A 24,269-nucleotide genomic window follows, 5' to 3' on the forward strand; every position below is an offset into this window, starting at 1 on the left:
TGCGGGTGGATGACCGTGCAGCCTCTCTCCGCTGCCGGTCAGGCGTGAACCTTAGTTATCCACTGTGACGACGGCGTGCATCGCTCATGACAAAACGATGACGCCGCGCGCACGCGCACACGACGACAGCCGCGTGTCGTCGCTCCCGGGAGCCGCACGCGTGGACCGGCGAGGCCGGTCCACGGTGCCGGACTTCAGAGGCCGATCAGGCCGCCGTCGTTCTTCGTGATCACCACCGTCGCCGAGCGCGGACGGGCATTGCCGCCTTCGGGCCAGTGGCTGCCGAACTTCGTCGGGTCGGTGATGTTCGCGGCCGCCGTCGTTTCACCCGGGTGCTGGATGTTGACGAACAGCGCGCGGCCATCGCCCGACTCGGCGATGCCGGTGATCTCGCAGTCCTTCGGGCCGACCAGGAAGCGGCGCAGGCCCTCGGTGCCGGGCGCCTTGCCGACGAAGGTCGCCTGCGTGCCGGTGGTGCTGCCATCGACGTTGGTGATGGACTTGGCCGCACCGTCGCCGACCTTGCCCGGCAAGGCCGCGAGCATCATGCAGTTGGTCACGTCGGTGTACTTGCCGTCGTCGGTCTGCAGCCACAGCAGGCCGGGAGCGGCCTGGCTGAACCACATGCCATCGGGGCTGGAGAAGTCGTTGTCGGCACCCAGGGCAGACAGGTTCACGTCGGCCGATGCGGTGGAGCGCGCGCCGAAGAGGTAGCAGTCCCAGGTGAAGGTCACGGCCGCCGGGTTGCCGCCGGCGTCGGCGAAGCGAACGATGTGGCCGTTCGGATTGCCCTTCTGCGCGGCGCCGTTCTTCGGGTCGTTGTACGAACGCGGGTTGGCTGCGTCGGTGCCGCCGACCGGGCGCGCCGAGTTGTTGGTGAGGGTGAGGTACACCTCGCCGTTCTTCGGATTCACGGCCGTCCACTCCGGGCGGTCCATCTTCGTGGCGCCGGCCGCGTCGGCAGCGTGACGCGCGTTGATCACGACGTCCGCAGCGTCGGCGAATGCGTAGCCGGCATAGCCCGAGGTGATGTTGTTCACGCCCAGCTTCAGCTCGAGCCAGTTGCCCGTGCCGTCGGCATTGAACCTGGCGACGTAGAGCTTGCCGTCGTCCATGTACTTGTCGCCGGCCGCGATGCCGCCGCCGATGTCGGCCGCGTCCCAGGCCTTGGTCGAGACGAACTTGTAGAGGTATTCGTTCTGCGAGTCGTCGCCCATGTACCAGACCAGCGGCTTGCCGACCACGACCGGGCCGAGGCAGGCGCCTTCATGGCCGAAGCGGCCGAGCGCGGTGCGCTTCTTGGGCGTGCTGGCAGGGGTGAAGGGGTCGATCTCGACCACCCAGCCGTAGGTGTTGTGCCCGTTGCGGAAGTCGTCGATGGCGGTGGCGCCGATGACCTCGGTGTTCCAGCGGCCGTAGAGGTTGTCGCTCGTGTCGGGCGTGACGGTGGCCCAGAGTTCGCGGCCGTTGCTGGCCACGCCATAGCGGTTGAAGCTCGCGATTTCCTTGGCGGTGCGCTTGGCGTCGTCGGTGGCCTTGATGCGGCGGAAGTAGCCGGCCCAGTTCTCTTCGCAGGTCAGGTACGTGCCCCAGGGCGTGGTGCCGTTGGCGCAGTTGTTGAGCGTGCCGCGGGTCTTGCTGCCGTCGGTGGAGTACTTGGTCTTGAGGTAGTCGGTCTTGGCAGCCGGGCCCGAGAAGGTCATCTCGGTCAGCGTGTGGACGCGGCGGTTGAGGCTCGAGTCCTGCTTGTAGCTCCAGGCGTTGCCGGTCTTGTTGACCTCGATCACGCTCACGCCGTGCAGGTAGAACTCGCGCAGCACTTCGTCGGCGACAGTGCGCACCGCGGCAGTGCCGCTGCCGGTGATGGTCTGGCCGGCAGGATGCAGGAACAGCGGCGTGATGGCTTCATGGTTCATCACGAGCAGACCGCGCGATGCGCTGGCCGGGTCCCACTTGTTCGACGCATTCGCGCCGAAGAAGGTCATGCCGTCGTGGTGGTCGCCGGCGCGGCGGTCATAGGTGGTGGCATCGTCGGTGCCGTCGTTCTTGTAGGCGGCGACACCGGAGGCGATCGGGTCGCCCAGGCGGTAGAGCACGCTGGCGGTATAGCCGGCGGGCACGCTCACCACGTCGTCCAGGCTCTTGGCCACGGCATTGAAGTTGAGCTTGAGCGGGGCTGCCCCCGGCGCAGGAGCAGGTGCGGGCGCGGGGGCGGGGGCCGGTGCTGGCGCGGGCGGCAGGATGGGGAAGTTGGTGCCCCCGCCGCCACCGCCGCCGCAGGCCTGCAGCAGCGCCGTACCGGCGGTGCCCACGCCCAGGCCGAACAGGCTGCGGCGGCTCAGGCGCGAGGCGATCAGATCGGAAAACGAGGGGTTGGCCGTGGGGTTGGTGCCGATGTCGTCGAGATCGATGCCGGATTCGTCGGAACGGGTGTTTGCGGTCATGCGCAATTTCTTTCGTGGGTTGAAGAAGAAGACAACCCGCGAAGCTAGGCACTTCGTATGACACTCCCGTGAATTGATCAGCTTCCCGTCAGGTTGAATGTGGCTCGCCCCCAGGCTCCGCGCACTTCGTGTCGCTTCTCCTTCCCCCTACCGGGGGCAACACCGGCGGCCCGGCAAAGCCGGTTCCTCGGTGTTTCTGGAAGGGATCGATCCGATCCCCTCTTTGGTCAGGGCGCGGGGAGTTGCCTTGGCCAGAGGGCCCAGAGGCGCAACGGCTGGTTCACGCTCGCGGCGAGACGACCCGCATCGGGGCCGGTGCCTGCGAAGTAATCGGCCCGCACCGCGCCGAGGATCGCGCTGCCGGTGTCCTGCGCCACCACCAGCTTCTGCAACTGCGCCGCCGGCCCGCTCGAGGCGAGCCATACCGGCGTGCCGTACGGAATGCTCTCGCGGTCGACCGCGATCGAGCGCCCCGCCGTGAGCGGCACGCCCTGCGCGCCGCGCGGGCCGAAGGCGGCGTCGACCTCACTCATGGTTTCCTCGCGGAAGAACACATAGCGCGGATTGCTCCACAGGAGCTGCGGCACGCGCTGCGGGTTCTGTGCGGCCCAGGCCTTGGTGTCGTCGGGCCACTTGCCGACCTTGCTCACGCCCTGGCTCATGAGCCACTGCTGCACGCTGCGGTAGGGCTGCTCGTTGGTGGCCGCGAAGGCCACGCGCACGGTGTGCTGGTAGCCGTTGGCCTCGGTGATGCGCAGGCGCCCCGACCCCTGGATGTGCAGCATCAGCGCATCGATGGGATCGGCCATCCACGCGATCTCGCGGCCGCGCAACGCGGCCTGGGCTTCGGGCAGGGTCTCGATTTCCTGGCGCGTGTACCAGGGGCGCTTGGGCACCAGGCCATCGGGCGCCTGGTAAAGCGGCACGTTGAAGGCGGCGCTGGGCACGCGGGAGGCTTCGTACACCGGCTCGTAGTAGCTGGTGAGCTTGCCCTCGCTCTGGCCCGCGAGCGATTCGACGCGGTAGGGCTGCAGCCGCTCGGTCATCCACTGGCGCTGCTCTTCGGGGGTGGCGATGGCCAGCTGGCGCACGTCGCGGCACAGCGGCGCGAAGGCGGCGTTGGGTCGCGCGCAGTTGGCGAGCAGCGCGATCCAGGCTTCATGCAGCGGGTCTTCGCTGAAACCCGGGAGCTCGGCCCAGCCGACGGGCACCCAGCGGCTCTTGGGGTGCGCGAGCGATCCGGTCAGCGGCCCGAGCTCGCGCGGCGGGGTGGCGGAAGGTCGGGTGGGGGCGTCGGGCACGCGGGGGCCGACGGAACAGCCGGCGAGCGTTGCTACGATCACAAGCCCGACCAGCCACTGGAGTCCATTTCTCATGGGTTTGATTCTGCTTGAAGCCCTCGCCGCGGGACTCGTGTTCATCTTGATCATCTGGTGGACCATGTTTTCCGGCCGCAGCAAGGGTGAATTGCATGACGACACCGAGCCTGAAGCCGACCGAACGCCCGACGATGGGCATCCGCCGCCGAAACCGTGAATTGCTTGCGTAGCCCAGTGCCGCGCTCCGGTGTCGGAGAAGCGCCCGCTCGCTATTACTTTAGTAGCAATCATCGTAACATTCATGCGCAATGCCGAGGGTTTTCTTATTTTCCGTAGGGCCTTGAACCCGTACCATCGCGTACCTTCCCAGCGCTAAGCTGTGCCCCGCTTGATTCAACATCGAAAGGGATCGCCATGAAAAAGTTCGTACTCGCCACCTGTGCCACCGCCATCGTCCTGTCCGGCTGCGCCGGCGGCATGACCGACACCCAACGCAACACCGGCATCGGCGCCGGCATCGGCGCACTGGGCGGGGCCGCCATCGGCTCGGCCACCGGCGGCAACCGCGGTGCCATCGGCACGGGCGCCGTGGTCGGCGCGGCAGCCGGCGCGCTCGGCGGCTACCTCTGGTCGCAGCGCATGGAAAACCAGAAGCGCCAGATGGAAGCCGCCACGCAGGGCACCGGCGTCGCCGTGACCCAGACCCAGAACAACGAGCTGAAGCTGGCCATCCCGAGCGACGTGTCGTTCGACGTGGGCCGCGCCAACATCAAGCCCAACTTCGCACCGGTGCTCGACCAGTTCGCCAGCGGCCTGCGCAACAACCCGAATGCCGAGGTGCGCATCATCGGCCACACCGACAGCACCGGCTCGGACGCCATCAACAACCCGCTGTCGGTCGACCGTGCCGCCAGCACGCGCGACTATCTCGTGGCACGCGGCGTGAACGCGGCGGCCTTCCGCATCGAAGGCCGCGGTTCGCACGAGCCGGTGGCCGACAACAACTCCGATGCCGGCCGCGCGCAGAATCGGCGCGTCGAAATCTACGTGGGTGAGCGCGGCCCGCGCGGCTAAGCAGCCACCCAGCGGGAAACCGGCCGCATCGAACGGCCGGTTCCCGCCATCTTTTTTTTGGTCCATAAGAGGGAAAACTCATGAGGAAGCTTCTTGTCTCGGGTGCAGCAGCAGCGGCTGCGGTGATGTTCATTGCAGGCTGCGCCTCGCAGTCCGCACCGCCGCCGGCACCCGCGCCGGCCGCGCAGCCCGCACCGCCCGCCAACAGCTGGACAGCGCGTCTGGCCGCACTGAAGGCCGACCTGGAAGCATCGACCAAGGGCACGGGCGTGGTGATCGAGCAGACCGCCGACAACCAGCTGCACGTGGTCATTCCGAATGAGCTGTCCTTCGACACGGGCCGCGCCAACGTCAAGCGCAACCTCGCGCAGGTGCTCGACAAGGTCGCCGAAGGCCTGAAGACCGCCACCGCCGCCAGCGTGCGCGTGGTCGGCCACACCGATGCGACGGGCAGCGAAGAAGGCAACGAGCGCCTCTCGGTGAGCCGCGCCGACAGCGTGCGCAACCACCTGGTGGGCCGCGGCGTGTCGACCACCGCGATCACGACCGACGGCCGCGGCTCGCGCGAACCGCTGGCCGACAACAGCACCGCCGCCGGCCGTGCCCAAAACCGCCGCGTCGAAATCTTCGTGGCAGAGAAAGCCTGACCCCAGTCTTCGCGCACTTCGTGTCGCGCGCGCCTTCCCCCTTCCAGGGGACCACACCTGCGGCCCGGCAAGGCCGGTTCCGCGGTGTTTGCCTGAAAGCCGGAAACCGCTAGAGGTCTCTCAGGCGGTTGGCGAGCTCCACCGCCGACTTCACTTCCATCTTCTCGAACACGCGCGCCCGGTGGACCTCCACCGTGCGCACGCTGATGGCCAGCTGATCGGCGATCAGCTTGTTCGGCAGTCCCTCGACCACGAGCCGCATCACGTCGCGCTCGCGGTCCGTCAGCTCGGCGATGCGCTCTACCAGGCTGCGGCGCACGCGCTGCACCTCGAGCGCGCGCAGCGACGCACCGAGCGCCTGCTCGATGCGGTCGACCAGCGCGTTGTCCGAGAACGGCTTCTCGCAGAAATCGAAGGCACCGCGCTTGACCGCGTCGACGGCCGTCGGCACGTCCGCATGGCCGGTGAGAAAGATCACCGGCATCGCGTCCAGCAGGCCGCGCTCGGCGAGACGGTCGAACAGCACGAGCCCGCTGGTGCCGGGCATGCGCACGTCGAGCAGCAGGCAGCGCGGCTGATCGGGCAGCGGGCCCTCGGCCAGCAATTGCTCGAAGGCCTCGGCGCTGCCGAAATGCTCGCTCGCCAGGCGCCGCGAGCGCAGCAGCCAGGCGAGCGCCTCGCGCACGCTGGCATCGTCGTCGACGATATAGATGAGTCCATCGATCAGCGGTTGCATATCAACAATTCCAAAAACAAGCGTGTCCGTTCCCGGGGACGCCGCGGAACCGGCTTCGCCGGACCGCAGGTGTCGTCCCCGGCGAGAGGGGAGGAGAAGCGACACGAAGTGCGCGAAGCCTGGGGGTGAATCATGTACTTGGCAGGGTGAATCGGAAGATCGTGCCGCGCGGCCGGTTGGGCTCGTGCATGAGCGCGCCGCCGTGCTGCTCCACCACCGTGCGGCACAGGCTCAGGCCGAGGCCCATGCCGTCGGCGCGGGTGGTGAAGAAGGGCGTGAAGAGCCGCTCGGCCACATCGTCGCTGATGCCGCAGCCCAGATCGGCCACCGAGAATTCGAGCCAGCGGCGAGCGTCGTCGGCGGCGGTGCTTCCGCCCACCGCCACGGCGCGCGCCACGCGAAGCCGCAGCACGCGGCTGCCGACGTTGTCGGGGCTGTCCATCGCCTGCATCGCATTGCGCGCGAGGTTCAGCAGCACCTGCTCGACCAGCGTGCGGTCGCACATCGCCGCGGGCAGCCGGTCTTCGAGCACCACCTCGATGATCACGCCGAGCTTGCGCGCCTGCAGCCGCACCAGCGGCAGCACCGCGTCGATGAGTGCCTGCGGCGCGACGGCCTCGCGCGTGCGGTCGCGCCGGCGCACGAAGTCGTGCACGCTGCGGATCACCTGGCCGGCACGGTCGGCCTGCTCGGCGATGCGCTTGACCGCCATCGCGACTTCGCCCTGGTCGCCCTTCGCGTTCGGCCCGAGCAGGTTGAGCGAGCCGCTGGCATAGCTCGCGATCGCGGCCAGCGGCTGCGTGAGTTCGTGACTGAGGAGCGAGGCCATCTCGCCGACCGTCGCGAGCCGCGCACTCGCCTGCAGCCGCTCCTGGCTCGCGCGCGAAAGCTCTTCGATGCGGCGCTGCTCGCTCACATCGATGAACGCGCTCATCCAGCCGGTCTGCACGCGGTGCGCGTTGATGAGCGGCGCCTCGAAGATCAGCACCGGAAAGCGCGTGCCGTCCTTGCGCATGAAGACCGACTCGAAACCTTCGCGCGGCGGCATGCCGCCAGCGAGCCGCCGCGCCTGGCGCTGCTGGTATTCGTGCGCGAGCTCGGTGGGCCAGTAAGGCGCGTCGGCGTTGTCCGCCATGAGCTCGTCCGGGGTAAAGCCGACCATCTCGCAGAAGGCCGGGTTCACGTAGGTGATGCGCCCCTGCAGGTCGCGTGCGCGCAAGCCCGTGATGACCGAGTCTTCCATCGCCTTGCGGAACGCGAGCGCATCGGCCAGGTCGCGCTCGGCGCGCAGGCGCCGCCGGGTGTCGCGCGCGAGCAGCACCAGCACCGACACCAGCGCGATAGAGATCGCGGTGACCAGCGCCGTGAGCATGTTCGGGAACAGGTCGGGGGCGGCGCGCCAGCCGTCCACGCGCAGCATCAGCGCGGCGCCCGGCAGGTCGATCAGTTGCTGCGAGGTGAAGACGCGCGTGCCGACGCGGCGCGAACTGCCCAGTGCCACCAGCCGCGTGCCGTCGGTCTCGGTGAACGCCACTTCCTGCCCGCGCGTGAGCGTGGGGCCGACGAGTTCGATGAGCGCGTCGCGCAGCGAATAGCTCGCGACGAGGAAGCCGCCGGCGTCGATAGGCACGCAGAACTCCATCACCTCGATACCGCCGCCACCGGCGATCGGCACGTAGTGGCTCGGCGAGTACGCGCCCGCGCCGAGCTTGCGGGCGGCCGCGCAGGCCAGCATCACGTCGGACTGCTCGGGGCCGCGGCTCGCCTCGTCGAGAAGGCGCATGCGGTAGGGCGTGTTGACGGCTTCGACCGGCCGCAGCGCGGCATCGCGCCATTCGAGCCTGAGCCACTCGCGGTGCTCGCGCAGCAGGGCGGCCGCGGCGTCGTTCCATTTCGCGCGATCCGTGCCCGGCGCCTGCGTGGCGCGCAGGCTCTGCGCATTGCGCTGGAAGCCGCTGCGCAGATCGGAGACGGCGTCGGCGGTGTCGCGGTCGAGCTGGGCCTGCACCTGCTCGACCTCGTGCCGACCCGCGAGCCACACCACCGTGACCAGCAGCACCGACACCAGCACCGCAAGCAGCAGCCACAGGAACCAGCGCTGCCACAGCGAGCGCAGGCGCCCGTAGGCGGAACGCGCCCACCGCTGAGGTGCGACGGTCAGCAGCGCATCGGAGGACATCGCGGCTAGAGCACGCAGTGCGACAGCACGGGCAGCTGCATGCGCGTGCGCTCGATCTGCTTCGCGTCGATGTCGAACAGCACCACGCCTTCGTCGCTCGCCTGCTGCGCCACCACCGTGCCCCAGGGGTCGATGACGAGCGACTGGCCCCAGGTCTGGCGGCCGTTCTCGTGCGTGCCGCCCTGCGCGGGCGCCACCACCCATGCGAGGTTCTCGATGGCGCGGGCGCGCAGCAGCACCTCCCAGTGGGCCGCGCCGGTGGTGCGGGTGAAGGCGCTGGGCACCAGCAACAGGTCGGCCCCCTGTTTGGCGAGCGCGCGGTACAGCTCGGGAAAGCGCAGGTCATAGCAGACACTCATGCCGATGCGCCAGCGGTGGCCGTCGCGCGAAGGCAGGTCGAACACGACGGGTTTGGCGCCCGGTGCGATGACGCGGCGCTCGTCGTAGCGCTCGGTGCCGTTGTCGAAGAAGAAGAGATGGATCTTGTCGTAGCGCGCCACGCACTGGCCGTCGGGCGCAAAGGCCAGCGAGCTGTTGAAGACGTGCTCGGCATCGGTGCTCTCGATGGGCAGCGTGCCGCCCACGATCCACAAGCCGAACTCGCGCGCCGCATCGGCGAGGAACCCCTGCACCGTGCCCGCGCCGGCCGTCTCGCGCAGGCCCAGCTTGTCGGTGTCGCGCGCGCCCATCATGCAGAAATACTCGGGCAGCACCGCGAGCTCGGCGCCCGCTGCGGCGGCCTGCGCGAGCAGCTCGTGGGCGCGCGCGAGGTTGGCTTCGCGGGCGATGGCCGACACCATCTGGATGGCTGCGACTCTCATTGCGTGGTCTCCGTTTTCTTGCCTTCTTCCGCTGCCGCGGAACCGGTCCGGCCCGGTGCCCCCGGCAATCCCGGGAGGCTCGGCAGTTGCAGCGTGCGCGGCACCTTGGCTATTTTGGGGTCGGTCCAGGTGCCTTCGATGTGGAACTCCTGCGTGGCGGCGGCGGCGAGCGGCTTGCTCAGCACCCATTGCGCAAGGAAGGTGCCCAGGCCGATGGCCGGGTTGATGGCGGTGGCCACCAGCGCGGCGGTGCCGGCGTTGATTTCGGGCACCACCACCACGCGCAGGCTCTGCGTCTCGCGCACGATGTCGGCCGAACCGTCCATGAGCGCCGCGGCGTTGACGCCCTTCATCTGCAGGTTGTTGGTGCTCGCGATGCCCTTGTCGATCTTGGCGTTGCCGCGGATGAAGTCGAAGGCAAAGCCCTCGCTGAACACGTCGCGGAAGTCCAGCGTGAGACGGCGCGGCAGCGCCTGCAGGCTCAGCACGCCGAGCAGCTTGGCCAGCCCCGGGTCGGCCTTGAGGAACTGGCCCGACTCCACATCGACCTGCAGGTTGCCGCCCAGGCTCGGATAGTCGAGCGAGAACGGCGAGCCGCGCCAGTTGACGTCCCCTTCCATTCGCCCCTTGCCGCGCCGCAGCACGCCGGGCATGCCGAAGCGCGCGAGCAGGTCGCCGGCATCGGCGATGTCCAGCCTGAAGGTCATCGCCGTGCGGCGCTGGCCCGCGGCGGCGCCGGGAATGGCGGCCCAGGTGCCCTTGGCCGCGAAACTCGCCTCGGGCATGGTGAAGGTGAGCTTGTTGAGCAGCCACTCGCGGCCCGCGCCGCCGCGGTTGACCGCATCGATCTCGGCGCGACCCAGGCGCTTGCCGAGCAGTTCGAAGTCGTCGATCACAATGTCCAGCGCGGGCAGCGTGCCCGGCTGCTCGTCGAGCAGCGCCTCGACCTGCGTCGCCTCGGACGGCGCGATCTTCAGGCGCGCGAGCCGCGCGTAGAGCCGGCCGGCCTGCGTGTGGCGGTACTCCGCGTAGCCGCTCAGTTCGGTGGCGTCGATGTTGGCGCGCCAGAGCGCCCCTTCGCGCGTGCCGCCCAGCACCACGTTGTGCAGCGTGCGCCCGGCAATGCCCAGCTGCTGCGCGCGCACCGCGATGCGCGTGGGCAGGTAGGCCTGCGCGGCGTCCTCGCCGGCGCCAGGGGCTTCGCTCTGGGTGCTGCTGCTCGCGGCGGTGCCCAGGAGGGCGTCCCATGCGGCGATGTCGAGCTTGGCCACGTTGACGTTCGCGAACACGCCCTTGTCGGGCAGGCTCGCGGTCTCGCCCGCCGAGAGGCCGACACCGATGCTGCCGCGCAGCACGCGCGCCTCGGCACCCGAGATGTCGCGCACGAACTGCACCGCGCCGACGCGGCCCAGCTCCAGCGAGAGCTGGTCCTGCGTGGCGACGGTCACACCGCCCTGGCGGGCTTCACGCGCCAGCACCTTCTTCTCGATGCGCAGCGGCATCTGCTCGTCGGCCGTCTTCACCAGCGGCGTCGGCAGCTGCAGCGCGAGGCCTTGCAGGCTGCTCGTGAGCGAGAGCTCGGAGGCGCCGTCGCGCACCGAGAACGTGGCCGCATACGGCGTGCTGCCGGTGGCCTTCTCGGCAAGGCGTGCCATCCAGTCGACCTCGCGCGCGCTGCGCAGCCCCTCGGCGGTGGCCGTGCCTTGCGCCTTCAGCGCGACCTCGCGGTTGGGGCCGGTGAAGCGGCCCTTGCCTTCGAGGCGGATGTCGCCGCCGAGCAGCTTCGCCTGCACGCCGGCCAGCGAAAAGCCGGTCTCGGTGAAGTTCAGCGTGCCCTTGGCGTGCGTGAGCGAGGGCGCCTCGGGCACGAACTGCAGTTCGTTGTCGGCGAGCGCGATGCTGGCCTGCACCTTGGCGTTGTCGATGGCCGCGAGCGGCAGTTCGAGGTGCAGCTTGTAGTCGGCGGTGCCGGTGGCCCGCGCGCGCAGCATGTGCTCGCCGACCCCGTCCTTCTCGCTGCCGGCCAACGGCGCGCCCACGCGCAGCACCTCGCCGAGCGGCCCCTTGGCCTGCACGTCGACGCGCAGCAGCGGCGTGTGGCTCGACAGCTCGGGGATCTGCGCCTCGCCCTTCGTCACCTCGATGCCGTTGGTGCCGGCCAGCCGGCCGCGCGCATTGCGCACCAGCATGCTGTCGCGTTCGAACACCAGTTCGCCCGAGAGGCCGGTGAGCGGCGGCCACACCAGCGGCGGCGCACCGGTGCGCGAGGGAATGGCGGGGGCGCTCGGCGGCACGTAGGCGTAGTTGACGTCGGCCACCTTGGCCGCAATGCGGAACTCGCCCCGCTTCGGGTCCAGGAAGGGCATGTCGTGCAGGTCGCCGCGCACGCGGAAATCGACGGTGCTGGCCGTGCCCTTGGTGACCGAATCGCGCACGTAGTCGCGGGTGTGCTGGGGAATGTCGAGCGGCAGGTAGCGGAATACGCGCGTGCCGTCGGCCCGGGTGAGCTTGCCCTGCAGTTCGAGCACGCCGGGGAAGCGGCCCTTGCCGCTGGAGACGGCCGGGTCGCTGGTGCGCCAGCTGGCTTCGGCATCGCCCTCGGCATCGGTGTTGGCGAAGCGCAGCTTGGAGACCTGCACCTGCGCATTGCCGTTGTCCAACTTCCACTGGAGCTGTGTGGAGAGCCGGTCGATCGGGATCACGGGCTCTTCGAAGACACCCGGGAATTCGAGCGTGCCCTGGGCGATGGCCAGTGCGGCCGTGCCGCCGGCTTGGGTGGCGTCGAAGTCGATGGTGGCGCCGCTCAGGCCGGGCGTGCCGGGGTGGGCGCGAGGGTGCGTTGCCGCGGCGGCCGTCGTCGCGGGAGCTGCTGTTGTTGTTGCTGCAGGAGGCGCAGCCGGTGCAGACGGCGCCGGTTGCGAGGCCACGCGCAGGCCGCTCACGCGGCCGCGCGCCTGGTACTTGTCGGGCGCGCCCAGCGAACCCTGCCAGCTCAGGTCGATGTGCTCGACCAGCCCGCGCAGTGCGTAGCTGTCGAGCACGCGGTGCGTGGCTTCGCCCAGCGGCAGCCGGTCGGCAATGAGCGCGAGCGCGGCCAGGTCGAGCCGGTCGGCACGCAACGCGCCTTTCTCGAGCGTGCGGCCCTTGGCCGGCGTGTGCTGCAGCCAGAGGTTGCCGCCGGGCCAGCGCATGCCGTCGGAGGTGTCGAACTGCAGCGCGGTGGTCGAGAACTCGAGGGTGTCGTCGTCCCGCTGCCCCGCGAGGCGACCGGTGACCGAGCGCAGCACCAGCGGCTGCAGGCCCTTGCCCAGCGAGGCATCGACGCGGTCGAGCCCCAGGTCGGCGGCGCCGCCCACGAGCTGGCCGTCTTCCACGTCGGCCCAGAGGCGCACCGCGCCGTTGCCCTCGCGGATGCGCGCATCGAGCGAAACGTATTGGCCCAGGCGCGTGACATCGATGTAGGGCAGGTCGGCGTAGATCTGGCCGTCCCAGGTCTGCCAGCGGCCGGTGCGCACCGACAGCAGCGGCTGGCGGAACTGCCCGCGCAGCGTGAAGCGCTGGCCCCAGCCGGCGGGCGGCGTGGCATCGAGCCGGAGGCCATGGCGGCGGCCGCCGTTGCGCGCCACGAAGCGCACGTCGGTCAGCAGGAGCGGCTCGGCCTGGCGCTGCTCGTCGGTCCAGCGCACCGTGCCGCCTTCGATGACCAGCTCGCGCTGCGCGAAAAACCAGTCGGCGGCGCGGGTCTCTCCGGTCGTATCGGTGTCCATGTGCAATCCAGCCACATGGAGTTTTCCCTGAGCATCGCGGCGCACGTCGAGCTGCGGGCCCTCGATGTAGAGCTGCTCGAAGCTGAAGCGCCAGATCGAGCGCGGCGACACGCTGGCCACCACGCGCACGAGGCGAAGGGCCTCGCGCTGGTCGGCATCCTGCAGCACCACGTCGCGCAGTTCGAAGGCCGGGAAAAGCCCCTCGGGGCGGGCGGTGATAGAGCCGATGCGAACCGGCACGCCGATGGCCTTGCTAGCCTGTGCCTCCAATGCGCCGCGAAAATCACCGATTCGCGGCACAATCCACGCGTGTAGGACAACGACTGACAGCGCCAGCAGAAGCCATGCAGCGATCAGCAAACCCAACAGCCAGCGCGCCGTCACAGCGGTGATTTTGAGCAGACGTGAAGGGGTAGACGCCGTGTCGTTCATTGAGGATCGCGCTGTGTCGGGAATTATGACCGCCAGCATTCAGAGGGGTTCCACGGAAACCGATAGCAGTGTGAACCAGTTGCCAGCCACTTCGACGCAGATCGCGCAGATCGCGTTCTCTTCCTACTCCCGTTTTGTCCAGCGCCTGCGTCGCAGGTATGCGGCCGAGCTTGCCTTGCTTCCCCCGGGCGAGCCGCGGCGCGAATCGATGACCGTGGCCTTCGAGGCCTTGCGCCAGCGCGGTGATGCGGTGGGCGACGCCCTGCGCATTGTCAGGCAGCTGGTGATGGAGCGGCTGGTCACGCTCGATTGCGATGCGCAGGCCCCTCTTGCCGTGGTGACCACCGCGGTCACCGAGCTTGCCGAATTCGCGCTCGATATCGCCTGCGCCGACGCGTGCCGCGAACTCGACGCGGTGCATGGCGCGCCGCTCGGCCCGGAAGGCCAGCGCGCACAGCTCTGGGTGATCGGCATGGGCAAGCTCGGCGCGCGCGAGCTCAACGTGTCGAGCGACATCGACCTCATTTACCTGTACGACCTCGACGGCGAGACGAAGGGCGACGCCGACGGGCGCGGGCGCCTCGCGAACCAGGAGTACTTCTCGCGCGCCGTGAAGCGCATCTATGCGCTGGTGGGCGACACCACCGAACACGGTTTCGTGTTCCGCGTCGACCTCGCGCTGCGGCCCAACGGCAACTCGGGGCCGAGCGTGGTCTCGCTGGATGCGCTCGAAGAGTATTTCCAGGTGCAGGGCCGCGAGTGGGAGCGCTTCGCGTGGCTCAAGAGCCGCGTGGTGGCGCCGCGCCAGGTGGTGCTCGACGGCAATGCACAGGGCCTGCGCGGCGCGGTGCTGCCCTTCGTATTCCGCCGCTATCTCGACTACAGCGTGTTCGATTCGCTGCGCACGCTACACCGGCAGATTCGCGAGCAGTCGGCGCGCCGCAGCGCCGGCCGGCCCGAGCGCGCGAACGACGTCAAGCTCTCGCGCGGCGGCATCCGCGAAATCGAATTCACCGTGCAGCTCCTGCAGGTGGTGCGCGGCGGGCAGTTCCCCGAACTGCGCACCCGGCCCACGTTCGATGCGCTGCAGCGTCTTGCACGTGCCAACCTCATGCCGCAGGAAACCGCCGACGCGCTGGCCCTGGCCTACGAGTTCCTGCGCCGCGTGGAGCACCGCATCCAGTACCTGGACGACCAGCAGACCCATGTGCTGCCGGTGGCCGACGACGACCTGCGCTGGATCGCGCAGTCGATGGGCTATGCCGATTGCTGCCCGTTCCTCGCGCAACTCGACACCCACCGCGAATTCGTCGCGCAGGAGTTCGACAAGCTGCTCGGCGGCGAGAAGCCCTGCAACGGCAAGTGCAACGGCAAGAAGGCCGCGGCACCCGCTGACCTGGCGGACCTGCTGGACGACCTGCCCCCCGTCTTTGCCGAGCGCATCCGCGACTGGTGCGAAACGCCGCGCGTGCTCGCCCTGCGCGAAGAAACGCGGGGCCGGCTGCGCCAGCTGGTGCAGCGCACCGGCCAATGGCTCAAGGAACCCGATGGCGACGGCGCGGGGCAAACGCCGCGCCACGTCGATGCCGCGATGCGCTGGGCCGACTGGATCGAGCCGTTGATGCGCCGCGAAAGCTATCTCGCGCTGCTGGTCGAACGGCCCGCCGTGCAGGAGCGCCTGCTGCGCCTGCTGGGCGCGGCGAAATGGCCCGCGCGCTACCTGATGCAGCACCCGGGCGTGATCGACGAGCTGGCAAGCGACGAGATGCTGTCGGGCCGCTTCGTGGCCGAGGAATTCGAGCGCGAGCTGGAGGCACGCCATGCCTCGCTCACCCGCACCGGCGAGGCCGACGAAGAGCGCCTCTTGAACCTGCTGCGCCATGCCCATCACGCCGAGGTGTTCCGCACCCTGGCGCGCGACGTCGATGGCCGCATCACCGTCGAGCAGGTGGCCGACGACCTGAGCGCGCTGGCCGACACCACGCTGCGCGTGACCGCCCGCTGGTGCTGGCCGCATGTGCGCAACCGGCACCGCGAGGTGCCGCAGTTCGCCATCATTGGCTACGGCAAGCTGGGCGGCAAGGAGCTGGGCTACGGCAGCGACCTGGACATCGTGTTCGTCTACGACGATGACGACGAGCGCGCCGGCGAGGTCTATGCGGCCTACGTGCGCAAGCTCATCAACTGGCTCACGGTGAAGACGCGCGAGGGCGACCTGTTCGAGATCGACACCGCGCTGCGCCCCAACGGCAATTCGGGCCTGCTCACCACCAGCTTCGAGGCCTACGAGAAGTACCAGCTCGGCCGCGGCAGCAACACCGCCTGGACCTGGGAACACCAGGCCATGACGCGCGCGCGCTTCGTGCTCGGCAGTGCCGACCACGGCGCCGAACTGGGCGCGCGTTTCGACCAGGTGCGCGAGGCCGTGCTGGTGTCTCCGCGCGACCGCGAGGCGCTCAAGGCCGAGATCATCGCGATGCGCGACAAGCTGCGCGGCGCACGGCCGGTGAAGGCCGACCGCTTCGACGTGAAGCACAGCCCCGGCGGCATGGTCGATGCCGAGTTCGCGGTGCAGTTCCTGGTGCTGTCGTCGTCGGGCGAGCATCCCGAGCTGATTCCCAACGTGGGCAACATCGCGCTGCTGCTGCGCGCCGAACTGGCGGGGCTGCTGCCCGAGGGCATCGGGCGCAGCGCGGCCCGGGCGTATCGGGAGCTGCGCCGCGTGCAGCATCGCGCGCGCCTGAACGAAGAGCCGACACAAGTCACGCCCCCCGCACTGGCTGCCGAGCGCGATGCCATGCTGGCGCTGTGGAAGGCGGTATTTGGCTGACGAAGCCCGCGCCCGCACGACCACCGCGCTGGCTGCGTGCGCGGTTGCCGTCGCCGTCCTCTTGGCCGGTTGCGCGAGCGGTACACGCAGTGGCGGCGGCAGCGCCTCCAGCGGCCGCGACGGCCCCGGAACGAACATCCCCTCGGACCTGAACCGCGTGCCCGACGCCGAGCCCCGCATCGAACCCATCCGCAGCAGCGGCGGCACCAGCAAGCCCTACACGGTGCTGGGCCGGGGCTACCAGCCGATCACCGACGACCGGCCGTTCCGGGAGTCGGGACTGGCCTCGTGGTACGGCCGCAAATTCCACGCCGCGTCGACCTCCAGCGGCGAGCCCTACGACATGTACGCGATGACGGCCGCGCACAAGACGCTGCCGCTGCCCAGCTATGTGCGGGTGCGCAATCCGGCCAATGGGCGCGAGGTGATCGTGCGGGTGAACGACCGCGGGCCGTTCGTCGACGGACGCGTCATCGACCTGAGCTACACGGCGGCGCTCAAGCTCGACCTGCTGCGCGGCGTCGCGCCGGTGGAGATCGAGCGGATCACGAACGAAGACATCCGCACGGGCGCATGGCGGCGCGATACCGGAACGGCGTATGCGGCCGCCTCGCCGGCACCGCGCGCCGCGGCTGCTGCTTCGGTGCCCGTGCCCTCGGCCTGGGTGGCGCCGGTGGCGATGAGTGCGCCGGCGGCTTCCACGACGCCTGTCGCACCGCAAACACCGGTGACGGCGATGGCGCCTGCGGAGCCGCAACAGGCCGTCGAGGCGGACGTCCCACCTCCGCCGCGCCAGCCGATCGTGGTCACCGACCTGGCGCCGATGGAACCGATCGCTGCGCCGGCACGCACGCCGATGGCACCGCCGACTGCCGCGCCTTCCGCTGCCGCAGTGGCGGGCTTTTGGGTGCAGCTAGGCGCCTTCCGCGAGCGCGACGGTGCGGAGAGCCTGCTGAGCCAGGCCGCGCGCGGATTGCCTTCGCTGGCGCCGCAACTGCGCGTGTTCAGCGAAGCCGGCACGCACCGGCTGCAGGCCGGGCCGTTCGCCTCGCGCAACGCAGCCGGCGAAGCCGTCACGCAGTTGCGCGAGAGCCTGCGGATCGCGCCGATGGTGGTCGAACGCCGCTAAAAAACCGCTCAGAAGGTGTGAAGAAACCGTAGCGAGCGGTTCGAGCTTGCATCGAGGACCGGAACCGTACTCTGTACGGTGAGGACCGCAGATGCGAGATCGGACCGCGCAGTAGGTTTACTCACACCGTCTCAGTCGAGCGCCTTCACCGGCACCGGCACGCGCATGCCGACGTTGATGCGGTTCCAGGTGTTGATCTGCGCGACCGCCACGGTGAGCTCGGCGATCTCGACGTCGCTGAACTGCGCCTTCAGGGCTTGGAACTCGGCTTCGCGCTCATCGTGATGGTCGGCCAGCCGCGTCAGCGATTCGGCCCAGGCGAGTGCGGCGCGTTCGCGCTCGTTGAAGAAACTCACTTCGCGCCAGGTGGCCAGGCTGTTGATGCGCTGCCATCCTTCGCCCTGCTTGCGCAGGTCGCGCACGTGCATGTCGAGGCAATAGGCGCAGCCGTTGATCTGCGAGACGCGGGCGAAAACGAAGTCGAGCGTCGTCTTGCCGACGGTGCTCGCGTCGATGCTGGCGCTGACGGCCAGGATGGCTTCGAAGGTCTTGGGGATGGTCTTGAACCAGTTCAGGCGAGGGGTCGTGTTCATGAGAAGGCTCCGGTGGATGGGTTGAAGAAAAATCTGCTTCCTACCCACTGAAGACGGGCCAGCCCTCGGCCCTGTGACACGCCGCGCGAACTATTTCGAAGCGAAGCGCTGCGCGATGCGGGCGAGCTTGTCGGGATTGCGCTGCACGCGGATGCGCGTGATGCGGTCGTCCTCGATCTCGAAGGTCTGCGCCGATTCGAGTTCGCCGTCGATGAAGCGCAGGAGGCCGGGCTCGCCGTTGATTTCCACCAGCTCCATGCGCACCACCGGGCCCATGCGGCGCCAGAGTGAAAAGTAGAGCTGCGCGAGGCGCTGGTTGCCGGTCAGGACCTTGCTGAACGACTGGACCTTGCCGCCGCCGTCGCCGATGAGCTCGACCTCCTCGGTCATCAGCGCCTTCAGGTCCTGCATGCTGCCGCGCGCGGCGGCATCGGCGAAGGCGCGCAGCAGCCGCTGGTGGGTTTCGCGCGAGACCTGGTAGCGCGGGCGGGCGTCCTGCACCTGCGCCTTGGCGCGGTGCACCAACTGGCGGCAGGCGGCTTCGCTCTTGCCGAGCGTGAGCGCCACTTCGTCGTAATCGGCCTCGAACACCTCGCGCATGAGGAACGCGGCGCGCGCCTCGGGCGCCAGGCGTTCGAGCACGGCGAGGAAGGCGACGGAGATGTTGTCGGCGCGCTCGAGCGATTCTTCCGGCGTGTCGGGCGACTCGGTCAGCGTCGGCTCGGGCATCCAGGCGCCGATGTAGTGCTCGCGCTGGACCTTGGCGGCGCGCAGCCGGTCGATCGACAGCCGCGTGACGACAGTCACAAGCCAGGCTTCGGCGCTGTCGAAACTGGCCTTGTCGGCTTCATGCCAGCGCAGCCATGCGTCCTGCACCACCTCTTCGGCCTCTGCAACGGAACCGAGCATGCGGTAGGCGATGCCCTGCAGGCGGCGGCGGTGGCTGTCGAAGGTGAGGGTCGGGTCGTCCATGCCCGATTAGACGTTCGGCGCCCGCGGGTTGTGACACCCAGGTCCCAAAAAAATCGCCCCGGGATGCGGGGCGATTTTTCTATTTTTGCTTGCTTGCCTATGCGCCTTGGTACTCAGGCTTGGGGCCGAGCGTGGCGGCGATTTCCTTGCGGTAGCGGTTGAGCTCCTGCACGGTCTTGAAGCTGCGGTTCATCAAGAGGCTCAGGTTGTGCAGGATGCGCTCGCCGACCTTGGTTTCCCAGACGGCATCGAACTTGATCTGCTTGTCCAGCCAGTGCTCGAGCCAGTCGGGGTCGGGCATGCGGCTCTGGATGGTGTCGTTCGGGAACAGCGCCTTGTTGACGTGCAGGTTGGTCGGGTGCAGGGCCTGGGCGGTGCGGCGAGCGCTCGCCATCAGGACGCCGACCTTGGTGAACGCGGCACGGGCCTCGTCGCCGAACTTCTCGAGCGCACGCTTCATGTAGCGAAGGTACGCGCCGCCGTGGCGGGCTTCGTCCTGGCTCAGCGTGGTGTAGATGTGCTTGATGACCGGCTCGGTGTGCCACTGGGCGGCGCGGCGGTACCAGTGGTTCAGGCGGATCTCGCCGCAGAAATGCAGCATGAGGGTTTCGAGCGGAGGGGCCGGATCGAAGTCGAAGCGCACTTCGTGCAGTTCCGCCTCGGTGGGCGCGTGCTTGGGGCTGAAGCGCTTGAGGTACTCCATCAGCACCAGGGAGTGCTTCTGCTCCTCGAAGAACCAGATCGACATGAAAGCGGAAAAATCGCTATCGTGGCGGTTGTCGCGCAGGAACATCTCGGTGGCCGGCAGCGCCGCCCACTCGGTGATGGCATTCATCTTGATGGTCTGGGCCTGCTCTTCCGTCAGCAAGGAAGCATCGAACGACTGCCAGGGAATGTCCTTGTCCATGTCCCAGCGGACGGATTCGAGTTGTCTGAAGAGTTCCGGATAGAGCATCAAAGTCTTTCTATGGCCGCCGATTTTAGTCGGCCCGTTTGGCGCGACCATGACAGACGCGCGATGATGCGAATACGTGCGCCGTAGCGGCACGGATGCACACCCCCCTTTTGAACCAGGAGCCCGCCATGCGAACCCTTTTCTTATTGTCGACGCTCTGGCGCTGCGCACCGGCGGTTTCCCTCGTGGCGGGACTGTTTACCGCGCTTCCGGCGAGCGCCCAGACACCACCCTCCGCGCCTGCTCCGGCAGAGGCTGCCGGGTGCCCCGCGATCCTTCAACACACCTTCCCGCGGCTGCAGGATGAAAAGCCCCAGACTTTGTGCCAGTACTCGGGCAAGGTGGTCCTGGTGGTCAATACAGCGAGCTTCTGCGGCTTCACCCCGCAATACAAGGGACTCGAGGCACTGGACCTGAAATACCGCAACCGCGGGCTGGTCGTGCTGGGCTTCCCGTCGAACGATTTCTCCCAGGAATCGGGCTCCAACAAGGAAATCGCCGAATTCTGCGAAAGCACCTTCGGAGTGAAGTTTCCGATGTTCGCCAAGTCGTCGGTGCGCGGAACGGACGCCAATCCGCTGTTCAAGCAACTCGCCCAGGCCTCCGGCACCACGCCGAAATGGAATTTCTACAAGTACCTGATCGGCCGCGACGGCAAGGTTGTGCAGGCGTGGTCGAGCATGACGGCGCCAGACGAAAACGGCTTCGTGAACGTCATCGAGAAGCAGCTCGGGACAAATTAAGACTGACCAGTTCACAAAAAAACGAATCGGTAATATTATTTACCGATGCGTCCACATGATCGTGAACTGAACGTCACAAACGTTTACCACTGCACCGGGAACCGGGCCCCGGGAGCCGCGCTCATAATTTGCGTGGGTGACCAAAGCCCACCGGTTTTCATGTTGCGAGGTCTTCCAGGCGCTTGCCGTCTGGTCGAAATCCCGAGGCGATTCTTCTCCTCCTCCCTCCCTCCCTCCTTCGCGTCGGGGCGCCTCGCAGCATTTTTATATTCCCACCGGAATCGAGGCCCGCGATGACGCGGCCCCCTCGAGTCGGCGTCATCGGCGCCGGCATTTCGGGACTGGCCGCAGCGCACGCCCTTCGCGACGCGGCCCGCATCACGCTCTTCGAAGCCAGTGACTACTTCGGTGGCCACGCCCACACGGCAGCGATCGAGTTGCCGCGCTCCCCGACCGACCCGACCCGCGTCCCCCACGGCGTCGACACCGGCTTCCTGGTCTACAACGACCGCACCTATCCGAACCTGATCCGCCTGTTCGCCGAACTCGGCGTCGAGACCGCGTTGTCCGAGATGTCGTTCTCGGTCCAGGCCACCCGCGACAACGGCGGCCGCCTCGAGTGGAGCGGCAACAACCTCGCCACCGTCTTCGCCCAACGGCGCAACCTCGCCGATCCGCGCTTCCTCGGCATGCTGGCCGACCTCTTGCGCTTCAATCGCCTCACCACGCGCATCGCCCAAGCCGGCACCGAGGGCGAACTGGCCCAGCCGCTCGGCGAGTTCCTGGACGCCCACCGCTTCGGCGCCGCCTTCCGCGACTGGTACTTCCTGCCGATGATGGGTTGCATCTGGAGCTGCTCGACCGCGCAGATGCTGGCGTTCCCGGTCGCGACCATGATCCGCTTCTGCCACAACCACGGGCTGATCCAGATCGCCAATCGACCGCAGTGGCGTACCGTGCGCGGCGGTTCCCGCCACTATGTCGAGAAGATCGTCGCGGGCCTGGAAGACAAGCGCCTGCGCACCCCGGTGCGCCGCATCACCCGAGCCGACGACGGCGTGCTGGTCGCCACCGACGCAGGCACCGAGCGTTTCGACCACGCGATCCTGGCCACCCATTCCGACCAGTCGCTCGCCATGCTCGGCGACGCCAGCCCCGCCGAAGCGGCCGTGCTCGGCGCGATCCGCTACCAGCCGAACCACGCCGTGCTCCACACCGACGCCTCGGTGCTGCCGCAGCGCCAATCGGCCTGGGCCGCCTGGAACTACGAGCGTGCGGCGGCCAGCGAGCGCGAGTCGGGCCGGGTCTGCCTGCATTACCTGCTGAACAAGCTGCAGCCGCTGCCCTGGGAACAGCCGGTGATCGTTTCGTTGAATCCGGCGCGCGAGATCCAGCGTAGTCAGGTCATGGCCGAATACGACTACGACCACCCGGTGCTCGACCTTGCCGCCATACGCGCGCAGGCCGAGGTTCCCGCCCTGCAGGGCCAGCGCAACACCTGGTTCGCCGGCGCGTGGATGGGCTACGGCTTCCACGAAGACGGCCTCAAGGCCGGCCTGGCCGCGGCCGCCGGCCTGCAGGCGAGGTCTGCGGCGTGACCCAGGAGCGCCCGCTTCCGTTGATGGGCTTCGGCGAGGTGCGCCATGCGCGCCTGCGCCCCGTGCGCAACGCCTTCGTCTATCCGACCTATTTCCTGATGCTGCCGATGCGCACCCTCCGCGCACACGGCAGCGAGGCGCTCGCGCTCAATCGCCGAGCGATGCTGTCCTTCCACGACATCGACCACGGCGATGGCCGGACGCCCGCTCGAGGCGGCGCGCTTGCCTGGCTCGACGAGCTGCTGGCCGCCCACCAGATCCACGATGCGACGGGCGAGGCCTGGCTGCACTGCTACCCGCGCGTGTTCGGCTACACCTTCAAGCCGGTGAGCTTCTGGTATTGCCACACGGCCGAGGGCGCGCTGCGCGCCATCGTGGTCGAGGTCAACAACACCTTCGGCGAACGCCACTGCTATCTGCTGGACCGCCCCGCCTATGGCATGGAGCTGAGCGCCACCAAGGCCTTCCACGTGTCGCCGTTCTGCGAGGTCCGCGGCGACTACCGCTTCCGCTTCTTCGTCGATGGTCGATTCGCCCACACGGTGGTGCGAATCGACCACGACGACATCGACGGCCCCTTGCTGCAGACCAGCGTCAGCGGCGAACTCGCCCCGCTGACCGCCGCGACCGTGCGCCGTGCGCTCTGGCGCTATCCCGCCATGACCTTCGGGCTCATCGCGCGCATCCACTGGCAGGCCGCCAGGCTCTGGCTCAAGCGCGTTCCCTTCGTCGCGAAGCCCGCACCGCCTCGCCATTTCGTATCCAGCGACCACTCGCACCAGCAGCAGGCGAACCCATGACCCCGACCACCACCGCCCCCCAGGTTTCGCGCTTTTCATTGCCCCAGGACGCCCCCGGCGCCGCGCGCACCGTGCTCGGCCTGCTGCAGCGCCTGGCGCACGGCTCGCTCACGGTGCGGCTGCCCGACGACTCGGTGCGGCACTTCGGCGCCGTACCCGGCAGCAGCCACCTCACGGCCTCGCTCACGCTGCGCAACTGGGAGGTCTGCAAGGCCGCGCTCAAATCGGGCGACATCGGCTTTGCCGAGAGCTACATCGCGGGCGACTGGACCACGCCGAACCTGGTGGAGCTCATCAAGGTGTTCATCGCCAACCGCCGCGCCATCGAGGACGTGGTCTACGGCAGCTGGTTCGGCCGCCTCGTGTACCGCGTGCGGCACCTGATGCACCGCAACAGCAAGGCCGGGAGTTCCCGAAACATCCACGCGCACTACGACCTGGGCAATGCCTTCTACAAGCTCTGGCTCGACGAGACGATGAACTATTCGTCGGCCTGGTTCGAAGGCAACTTCGACAAGCCGATGCCCGACGCCCAGCGCGCCAAGGTGCGGCGCGCGCTCGACATGGCCGGCGTGAAGCCCGGCGACCGCGTGCTGGAAATCGGCTGCGGCTGGGGCGCGCTGGCCGAGATGGCCGCTTCCGACTTCGGCGCGTCGGTGACAGGGGTGACGCTCTCCACCGAACAGCTCGCCTTCGCCCGCCAGCGCACCGCGGGCCTTTCCGCCGACCTGCGCCTGCAGGACTACCGCGACATCGACGACGCGCCGTTCGACGCTGTCTGCTCGATCGAGATGGTCGAGGCCGTGGGCCGCGAATACTGGCCGACCTACTTCCAGGGCGTGAGCCGGCTCTTGAAGCCCGGCGGCCGCGCCTGCGTGCAGAGCATCGTGATCGACGACCGGCTCTTCGACCGCTACATCGACTCGACCGACTTCATCCAGCAGTACATCTTCCCGGGCGGCTGCCTGCCCTGCCCGCGCGAGTTCCGGCGCGAGGCCGAGGCGGCGGGGCTCGCGGTGGTGGACGAGTTCGCCTTCGGCGCCGACTACGCCGAGACGCTGCGCCGCTGGTGCGAGCATTTCCTCGCGCAGCGCGGGCAGATCCTGCAGCTGGGCTTTGACGAGCGCTTCATGCGCATCTGGGAGTTCTACCTGGCCTATTGCGAGGCGGCGTTCTCACAGGCCAACATCGACGTGGTCCAGTACACGCTGCAAAAGCGCTAGAGACGGC

Annotated in this window: 18 protein-coding genes; 9 read left to right on the top strand and 9 right to left on the bottom strand. The window is 68.6% G+C overall.

All coding sequences use genetic code 11. The features are described 5' to 3' along the window. Nucleotides 1-194 precede the first annotated feature (194 nt). Nucleotides 195-2,444, bottom strand: coding sequence for a PhoX family protein (locus tag J2W23_RS17080; protein WP_307649565.1), 2,250 nt, complete (start codon nt 2,442-2,444; stop codon nt 195-197). Between the two features lie 227 nt (nt 2,445-2,671). After that, on the bottom strand, nt 2,672-3,820 hold the full coding sequence (gene mltA, locus J2W23_RS17085) for a murein transglycosylase A (protein ID WP_176661266.1): 1,149 nt from the start codon (nt 3,818-3,820) through the stop codon (nt 2,672-2,674). Here mltA and J2W23_RS17090 point away from each other — a divergent pair. From J2W23_RS17090 to J2W23_RS17100, 3 genes are all read left to right on the top strand, one after another. Beyond that, complete coding sequence (locus tag J2W23_RS17090) at nt 3,819-3,980, top strand: hypothetical protein (protein WP_307649566.1); 162 nt, start codon at nt 3,819-3,821, stop codon at nt 3,978-3,980. The two genes, mltA and J2W23_RS17090, sit on opposite strands and share 2 nt — an antisense overlap. 197 nt (nt 3,981-4,177) lie before the next feature. After that, complete coding sequence (locus J2W23_RS17095) at nt 4,178-4,837, top strand: OmpA family protein (RefSeq protein ID WP_013544214.1); 660 nt, start codon at nt 4,178-4,180, stop codon at nt 4,835-4,837. A gap of 80 nt (nt 4,838-4,917) precedes the next feature. Then, nucleotides 4,918-5,484, top strand: coding sequence for an OmpA family protein (locus J2W23_RS17100; protein ID WP_176661264.1), 567 nt, complete (start codon nt 4,918-4,920; stop codon nt 5,482-5,484). A gap of 109 nt (nt 5,485-5,593) precedes the next feature. Here J2W23_RS17100 and J2W23_RS17105 read toward each other — a convergent pair whose 3' ends face one another. From J2W23_RS17105 to J2W23_RS17120, 4 genes are all read right to left on the bottom strand, one after another. Continuing rightward, a complete protein-coding gene (locus J2W23_RS17105; protein ID WP_176661263.1) occupies nt 5,594-6,220 on the bottom strand; it encodes a response regulator transcription factor in 627 nt (208 codons plus the stop codon). 130 nt (nt 6,221-6,350) lie between these two features. After that, a complete protein-coding gene (locus tag J2W23_RS17110) occupies nt 6,351-8,399 on the bottom strand; it encodes a two-component system sensor histidine kinase NtrB (protein ID WP_176661262.1) in 2,049 nt (682 codons plus the stop codon). 5 nt (nt 8,400-8,404) lie between these two features. Continuing rightward, nucleotides 8,405-9,220 (bottom strand): carbon-nitrogen hydrolase family protein, encoded by an 816-nt coding sequence (locus J2W23_RS17115; RefSeq protein ID WP_307649567.1) that lies wholly within the window; start codon nt 9,218-9,220, stop codon nt 8,405-8,407. Then, the gene (locus J2W23_RS17120) at nt 9,217-13,419 is read right to left on the bottom strand and encodes a YhdP family protein (RefSeq protein ID WP_307649568.1); all 4,203 of its coding nucleotides are present in this window, start codon (nt 13,417-13,419) and stop codon (nt 9,217-9,219) included. Before J2W23_RS17120 ends, J2W23_RS17115 begins: the two co-directional genes overlap by 4 nt. Before the next feature lie 25 nt (nt 13,420-13,444). Here J2W23_RS17120 and glnE point away from each other — a divergent pair, with 25 nt between their 5' ends. Together glnE and J2W23_RS17130 are read left to right on the top strand one after the other, a co-directional pair. Then, entirely contained in the window at nt 13,445-16,249 is a 2,805-nt protein-coding gene (gene glnE, locus J2W23_RS17125) for a bifunctional [glutamate--ammonia ligase]-adenylyl-L-tyrosine phosphorylase/[glutamate--ammonia-ligase] adenylyltransferase (protein ID WP_307649569.1), read from the top strand. After that, nucleotides 16,242-17,378: a septal ring lytic transglycosylase RlpA family protein gene (locus tag J2W23_RS17130; RefSeq protein WP_307649570.1), complete on the top strand. Its 1,137-nt coding sequence runs from the start codon at nt 16,242-16,244 to the stop codon at nt 17,376-17,378. Before glnE ends, J2W23_RS17130 begins: the two co-directional genes overlap by 8 nt. Nucleotides 17,379-17,509: 131 nt before the next feature. Here the strand turns inward: J2W23_RS17130 and J2W23_RS17135 are convergent, their stop codons facing one another. From J2W23_RS17135 to J2W23_RS17145, 3 genes are all read right to left on the bottom strand, one after another. Continuing rightward, nucleotides 17,510-17,971, bottom strand: coding sequence for a carboxymuconolactone decarboxylase family protein (locus J2W23_RS17135; protein WP_176661257.1), 462 nt, complete (start codon nt 17,969-17,971; stop codon nt 17,510-17,512). A gap of 90 nt (nt 17,972-18,061) precedes the next feature. Further along, nucleotides 18,062-18,943 (bottom strand): RNA polymerase sigma-70 factor, encoded by an 882-nt coding sequence (locus tag J2W23_RS17140; protein ID WP_307649571.1) that lies wholly within the window; start codon nt 18,941-18,943, stop codon nt 18,062-18,064. 97 nt (nt 18,944-19,040) lie between these two features. Further along, complete coding sequence (locus J2W23_RS17145; RefSeq protein WP_176661255.1) at nt 19,041-19,898, bottom strand: ferritin-like domain-containing protein; 858 nt, start codon at nt 19,896-19,898, stop codon at nt 19,041-19,043. 128 nt (nt 19,899-20,026) lie between these two features. On the opposite strand from J2W23_RS17145, the gene J2W23_RS17150 reads away from it, so the two are divergent. The 4 genes from J2W23_RS17150 to J2W23_RS17165 all read left to right on the top strand — a co-directional run bounded on the left by J2W23_RS17150 (nt 20,027) and on the right by J2W23_RS17165 (nt 24,262). Beyond that, nucleotides 20,027-20,641, top strand: coding sequence for a glutathione peroxidase (locus tag J2W23_RS17150; RefSeq protein WP_176661254.1), 615 nt, complete (start codon nt 20,027-20,029; stop codon nt 20,639-20,641). Between the two features lie 293 nt (nt 20,642-20,934). Then, nucleotides 20,935-22,239: an NAD(P)/FAD-dependent oxidoreductase gene (locus J2W23_RS17155; RefSeq protein WP_307649572.1), complete on the top strand. Its 1,305-nt coding sequence runs from the start codon at nt 20,935-20,937 to the stop codon at nt 22,237-22,239. Nucleotides 22,240-22,262: 23 nt separating this feature from the next. Next, nucleotides 22,263-23,039 (top strand): DUF1365 domain-containing protein, encoded by a 777-nt coding sequence (locus J2W23_RS17160; protein ID WP_307649796.1) that lies wholly within the window; start codon nt 22,263-22,265, stop codon nt 23,037-23,039. Next, entirely contained in the window at nt 23,036-24,262 is a 1,227-nt protein-coding gene (locus J2W23_RS17165) for an SAM-dependent methyltransferase (protein WP_307649573.1), read from the top strand. Before J2W23_RS17160 ends, J2W23_RS17165 begins: the two co-directional genes overlap by 4 nt. The last annotated feature ends 7 nt before the right edge of the window (nt 24,263-24,269 follow it).

Source organism: Variovorax boronicumulans, assembly GCF_030812215.1.
GTDB lineage: Bacteria > Pseudomonadota > Gammaproteobacteria > Burkholderiales > Burkholderiaceae_C > Variovorax > Variovorax boronicumulans_C.

Bases quoted from the DNA above. Each gene is read 5' to 3' on its own strand.
- J2W23_RS17105 (WP_176661263.1), bottom strand. From the start codon at position 6,220: ATGCAACCGCTGATCGATGGACTCATCTATATCGTCGACGACGATGCC.
- J2W23_RS17160 (WP_307649796.1), top strand. From the start codon at position 22,263: ATGGGCTTCGGCGAGGTGCGCCATGCGCGCCTGCGCCCCGTGCGCAAC.
- J2W23_RS17140 (WP_307649571.1), bottom strand. From the start codon at position 18,943: ATGGACGACCCGACCCTCACCTTCGACAGCCACCGCCGCCGCCTGCAG.
- J2W23_RS17100 (WP_176661264.1), top strand. From the start codon at position 4,918: ATGAGGAAGCTTCTTGTCTCGGGTGCAGCAGCAGCGGCTGCGGTGATG.
- J2W23_RS17090 (WP_307649566.1), top strand. From the start codon at position 3,819: ATGGGTTTGATTCTGCTTGAAGCCCTCGCCGCGGGACTCGTGTTCATC.
- J2W23_RS17110 (WP_176661262.1), bottom strand. From the start codon at position 8,399: ATGTCCTCCGATGCGCTGCTGACCGTCGCACCTCAGCGGTGGGCGCGT.
- glnE (WP_307649569.1), top strand. From the start codon at position 13,445: ATGACCGCCAGCATTCAGAGGGGTTCCACGGAAACCGATAGCAGTGTG.
- J2W23_RS17145 (WP_176661255.1), bottom strand. From the start codon at position 19,898: ATGCTCTATCCGGAACTCTTCAGACAACTCGAATCCGTCCGCTGGGAC.
- J2W23_RS17150 (WP_176661254.1), top strand. From the start codon at position 20,027: ATGCGAACCCTTTTCTTATTGTCGACGCTCTGGCGCTGCGCACCGGCG.
- J2W23_RS17095 (WP_013544214.1), top strand. From the start codon at position 4,178: ATGAAAAAGTTCGTACTCGCCACCTGTGCCACCGCCATCGTCCTGTCC.
- J2W23_RS17165 (WP_307649573.1), top strand. From the start codon at position 23,036: ATGACCCCGACCACCACCGCCCCCCAGGTTTCGCGCTTTTCATTGCCC.
- mltA (WP_176661266.1), bottom strand. From the start codon at position 3,820: ATGAGAAATGGACTCCAGTGGCTGGTCGGGCTTGTGATCGTAGCAACG.
- J2W23_RS17135 (WP_176661257.1), bottom strand. From the start codon at position 17,971: ATGAACACGACCCCTCGCCTGAACTGGTTCAAGACCATCCCCAAGACC.
- J2W23_RS17080 (WP_307649565.1), bottom strand. From the start codon at position 2,444: ATGACCGCAAACACCCGTTCCGACGAATCCGGCATCGATCTCGACGAC.
- J2W23_RS17115 (WP_307649567.1), bottom strand. From the start codon at position 9,220: ATGAGAGTCGCAGCCATCCAGATGGTGTCGGCCATCGCCCGCGAAGCC.
- J2W23_RS17120 (WP_307649568.1), bottom strand. From the start codon at position 13,419: ATGAACGACACGGCGTCTACCCCTTCACGTCTGCTCAAAATCACCGCT.
- J2W23_RS17155 (WP_307649572.1), top strand. From the start codon at position 20,935: ATGACGCGGCCCCCTCGAGTCGGCGTCATCGGCGCCGGCATTTCGGGA.